The sequence below is a fragment of the Streptomyces flavofungini genome (assembly GCF_041028215.1).
Classification (GTDB): domain Bacteria; phylum Actinomycetota; class Actinomycetes; order Streptomycetales; family Streptomycetaceae; genus Streptomyces; species Streptomyces flavofungini_B.
On record NZ_JASKYR010000630.1, the window covers coordinates 1 to 4,699 of the forward strand.

The following is a 4,699-nucleotide window of genomic DNA, read 5'->3' on the forward strand; positions in this document are numbered from 1 at the left end:
GGCGGCGTCCGCACCCGCGGCTGATCGCCACGGACCTGGACGGCACGCTGCTGCGCGACGACAAGACGGTCTCCGACCGCACGATCGCCGCACTCGCGGCGGCCGAGGCGGCCGGGATCGAGGTCTTCTTCGTGACCGGCCGTCCGGCCCGCTGGATGGATGTCGTCAGCGCCCACGTACACGGTCACGGCCTCGCCATCTGCGGGAATGGCGCGGCGGTCGTCGATCTGCACGGCGGCCCCGGCACGCACAGCTTCGTCAAGATCCGCGAACTGGAGCGGGAGTGCGCCCTCGACGTGGTCCGCAGGGTGCGCGCCGCGTCGCCGGGGACGTCGTTCGCGGTGGAGCGGACCGGGGGACTGCACCATGAAGAAACGTATCCGCCGCTGCATATGGAGCCTGGTGAGAGCGTCGCGCCCGTCGAGAAGCTCCTTGCGGAGGACCCCGCGGACCCCGCCGTGGCCGAGCAGCCCGTGCTCAAGGTCCTCGCCTTCCACCCGGAGCTCGCGCCCGACGACTTCCTGAGGGAGGCGCGGGCGGCCGTCGGCGACCGGGCGACAGTCACCCGCTCCAGCCCCAGCGCGCTCCTGGAGATCAGCGGGCCCGGCGTCTCCAAGGCCAGCACGCTGGCGCTGTGCTGTGCCGAGCGCGGCATCACGCCCGCCGAAGTCGTCGCGTTCGGGGACATGCCGAACGACATCGAGATGCTGACCTGGGCGGGTACCTCGTACGCGATGGGCAACGCCCACCCCGACGTCATCGCCGCCGCCTCCGGGCGCACGGTCGCCAACAACGACGACGGTGTCGCCGTGGTGATCGAACAGATCCTGGCCGACCGCCGGACGGACTGAGCCCGCGCCCCGACCGCCGGACGGACTGACGGACTGACGGACTGAGCCGAGCTTGCGGCGGTCCGGCCTAGTACGGGGCCTGCCAGAGCACCGTGGTGCCGCCGCCGTCCTCGCCGATGCCCGGACCGTACGAGCTGTCGCCGCCCAGGGACTCGGCTCGCCGCTTGAGGTTCTTCAGGCCGCTGCGCCGGCCGCCCTCCGCGATGCCGACACCGTCGTCCGCGACAGTCAGGCGTACGCCCTGGCGCCCGTCCGGCAGGACGACCGTCGCGTCGACGACGACGTCGATACGGGCGGCCCGCGCATGGCGGAACGCGTTGGAGAGCGCCTCCCGCAGGGCCGCGATGAGGTTCTTGCCGGTCAGTTCGCCGACCACGGTGTCCACCGGGCCCACGAAGCGGTGCGTGGGCTTGAAGCCGAGCGGGACGGCGGCCATGTTGATCTCCCTGAGCACCCGGGTGCTCAGCCCCGACGGCGCCTCGGCCGGGCCCTGCTGGAGCGCGAAGATCGCCGTACGGATCTCCTGGATGGTCACGTCCAGCTCGTCCACGGCCTTGCCGACGCCGACCTGCACCTCCGGTACGACCGACCGGCGCTGGGCGCTCTCCAGCATCATGCCGGTGGCGAAGAGCCGCTGGATGACGAGGTCGTGCAGGTCCCTGGCGATCCGGTCGCGGTCCTCGTAGACCGCGAGGCGCTCCCGGTCGCGCTGGGCGTCGGCCATCATCAGCGCGAGGGCCGCCTGCGAGGCGAACTGGGTGGCGAGCGTCCGTTCCGCCTCGCTGAAGGGGCGTGCCCCCCGCGCGCGGGGCGTGACGAGCGTCCCCAGGACGCGGCCGTCGCTCTGGAGCGGCAGGAGCATGACGGGGCCGTAGCGTCGGGCCAGCTCGGTCATGACGCGGGCGTCGCCCGCCGCGTCGTCGATGAAGACGGGCTCCCCGTCGAGGAGCTGGGCCACGATGCGGCTCTCCGGCGGGACGACCATGCCGAGCGCGCCGGTGGGCTCCGCCGAGGAGACCGCGACGACCTCCATGCCGCCCTCCTTGTCGGGCAGCAGCACGATCCCCGCGTCCGAGTCGGCGAGGTGCCTCGCCTGTTCGGCCACGACGGCGAGGGCCTCCTCGGCGTCGCTGCCGGAGAGCAGGGCCGTGGTGACCGCGACCGAGCCGTCGATCCAGCGCTCACGCTGCTTGGCGGCCTCGTACAGACGGGCGTTGCCGATGGCGATGCCCGCCTCCGTGGCGAGGACGCGCACCATGTGCACGTCGTAGTCGTTGAACTCGGCCCCGCCCCGCTTCTCCGTCAGATAGAGGTTGCCGAAGATCTCCCCCTGGACGCGGATGGGGACGCCGAGGAAGCTGCGCATCGGCGGATGGTGGGGCGGGAATCCGCAGGAGCGCGGGTCGGCGGAGAGGTCGGAGAGGCGCAGTGTCCTCGGCTGGTGGATCAACGCGCCGAGCAGGCCCTTGTGCCCGTCGGGCAGGCGCCCGATGCGTTCCGCGGTCTCCTCGTCGATGCCGTGGAACACGAAGTCGGAGAGTCCCTCGCCGTCCTCGGCGACCACGCCGATCGCCGCGTAGTGGGCGTCGGCGAGCTCGGCGGCGGTCTCGCAGATGCGGTCCAGGGTGACGTGCAGTTCGAGTCCGGTGCCCACCGACCGCATGGCTTCGAGGAGCTGCGGCACCCGCGAGGTCAGCTCGGGCGAGAGCCCCTGGAGGCTGTGCGTCGCCCGCGCCGCCGCCTCCCCCGGACGGGAGGTGCCGCCGGGGAGCGGTGAATCGGCGGAGGCCGAAGGTACGGACATGCCTTTGAGCCTAGTAAGTCCCATTTACAGGGGAAAGTCGAAGTGACTCAGCCCACCGCCAGCAGATCAGCCGCCCGTTCCACCTCCAGCATCCGCCGCAGGGGGCCCTCCGCCGCGGCGAGCTCCGCGTACGTGCCGCGCTGGGCCACCCGGCCGCCGTCCAGGACGATCACCTCGTCCACCGCGTCGAGCCCGGCGAGCCGGTGCGTGATGAGCAGCGTCGTACGGCCCTCCGTCGCCGCGAGCAGGTCGGCGGTGAGGGCGTCCGCGGTCGGCAGGTCGAGGTGCTCGGCCGGTTCGTCGAGGACCAGGACGGGGAAGTCCGCGAGCAGCGCGCGGGCCAGCGCGAGCCGCTGCCGCTGGCCTCCGGAGAGCCGGGCGCCGTGCTCGCCGATGAGCGTGTCGAGGCCCTGGGGCAGGGAAGCGGTCCACTCGTGCAGCCGCGCCCGTGTGAGGGCGTCCCGCAGCTCCGCGTCCGTGGCGTCCTTCCTGGCGAGCAGCAGGTTCTCGCGGACCGAACTGTCGAAGAGGTGCGCGTCCTGGGCGCAGAGCCCGACCATGCGGCGCACTGTGTCGCCGTCCAGCGTCGCCGCGTCCGTGCCGCCCAGCGAGTACGTCCCCTCGTACGCGCCGAGGAAGCGCAGCATGACCTGCGCGAGCGTCGTCTTGCCCGAGCCGGACGGGCCCACGACGGCGACCCTCCTGCCCCGCTCCAGGGTCAGGCTGACGCCCGCGAGCGCGGGGGCGGTGGTGTCCTGTCCCGGGTGGCGGGCGTGCAGCGCGTCGAGCCTGAGGGGGAAGGGCGATGCCGGTGCCTCGGCGGGGCCGACGGGTTCCGGGACCGGCTCGGCGGCGTCCAGCACCTCGTACACGCGCTCCGTGCTCCGCCCGACCCGCTGCCGGTGCTGCACGGCGAGCGGAAGCCCGAGTACCGCCTCGAAGGCGGCCAGCGGGGTGAGCACGACGACGGCGAGGGCGATGCCGCCGAGCCGTCCGTCCTGGACCGCCTGGACCCCGACGAGCGCGGCGGCGGCCACCGTGAGCCCGGTGGCGAGCGCGCCGAGTCCGTCGCCGAGGGCGGTGGCTCCGGCCTGCCGGGAGGCGATCTTCGTCAGTTCGGCGTCGGCCTCCAGGGCCTTGGCCGTACGCCGCTCCAGCGCACCCGCGACGGTCAGCTCGGCGGTTCCGGTGAGCAGATCGGCCACGCGCGTGGCGAGCGTTCCGCGGGTGGGCGCCAGCCTCCGCTCCGCGCGCCGCGCCACGGCGCCGCTCAGCATCGGCACCCCGACGCCCGCGACGAGCAGCCCGGCGGCGAGCACCGCGCCCGCCTCGGGGAGCAGCCAGGCGGTGAAGCCGACGGCCGAGGCGCTCACGAGCGCCGCGGCGGAGGCGGGCAGCAGCCAGCGCAGCCAGTAGTCCTGGAAGGCGTCGACGTCGGCGACAAGGCGGGAGAGCAGGTCACCGCGGCGGGCCGTACGCAGGCCGGCGGGGGCGAGGCGTTCGAGCCGCCGGTAGACCGCGACCCGGGTGTCGGCGAGCATGCGGAGCACCGCGTCGTGCGAGACGAGCCGCTCGGCGTAGCGGAAGACGGCACGGCCGATGCCGAAGGCGCGGGTCGCCGTCACGGCGATCATCAGATACATCACCGGCGGCTGTTCCGCGGCCCGCGAGATCAGCCACCCCGAGGTGGCCATGAGCCCCACGGCGCTGCCGAGCGCGAGACTGCCGAGCAGCAGCGCGAGCGCCAGTCGCCCCCGCCGGGCCCGAGCGGCGGCACGGACCCGGGCCAGCACTCCGTACGACGACACCGGCTTGCCTTGACCGCCTTGAGCTCCCACCGGCACCGGTTCGCACTCCGCGGAACCGGGTCCCGCCGAACCGGGCTCCGCCGACCCCCCGCCCCGCTCACCCGGCGCGGCCCCAGCCGCCTCGCGCGGCGCCTCGGAGGCGTCCGGGAGCGCCGCCCGCCGCTCGCCCAGCCGCCCGGCATCCTGCCCGGCGGCCGACCGCACGACCTGCTCACCGCCGACCTGGGCCCCAGCCC

At 74.1% G+C, this 4,699-nt stretch carries 3 protein-coding genes; 1 reads left to right on the forward strand and 2 read right to left on the reverse strand.

From position 1 onward, the window contains the following. Window positions 1-20: 20 nt before the first annotated feature. The gene (locus tag AB8Z36_RS31350) at window positions 21-851 is read left to right on the forward strand and encodes a Cof-type HAD-IIB family hydrolase (RefSeq protein WP_369216776.1); all 831 of its coding nucleotides are present in this window, start codon (window positions 21-23) and stop codon (window positions 849-851) included. Window positions 852-918: 67 nt separating this feature from the next. Here the strand turns inward: AB8Z36_RS31350 and AB8Z36_RS31355 are convergent, their stop codons facing one another. Both AB8Z36_RS31355 and cydC read right to left on the reverse strand, forming a co-directional pair. Then, entirely contained in the window at window positions 919-2,655 is a 1,737-nt protein-coding gene (locus AB8Z36_RS31355) for a GAF domain-containing sensor histidine kinase (RefSeq protein ID WP_369216774.1), read from the reverse strand. Window positions 2,656-2,702: 47 nt separating this feature from the next. Continuing rightward, window positions 2,703-4,699 (reverse strand): thiol reductant ABC exporter subunit CydC (gene cydC / locus AB8Z36_RS31360; protein ID WP_369216775.1); only part of this gene is annotated, 1,997 nt, incomplete at its 5' end.

Coding starts and splice junctions, on each gene's coding strand:
- AB8Z36_RS31355 (WP_369216774.1), bottom strand. CDS start 2,655: ATGTCCGTACCTTCGGCCTCCGCCGATTCACCGCTCCCCGGCGGCACC.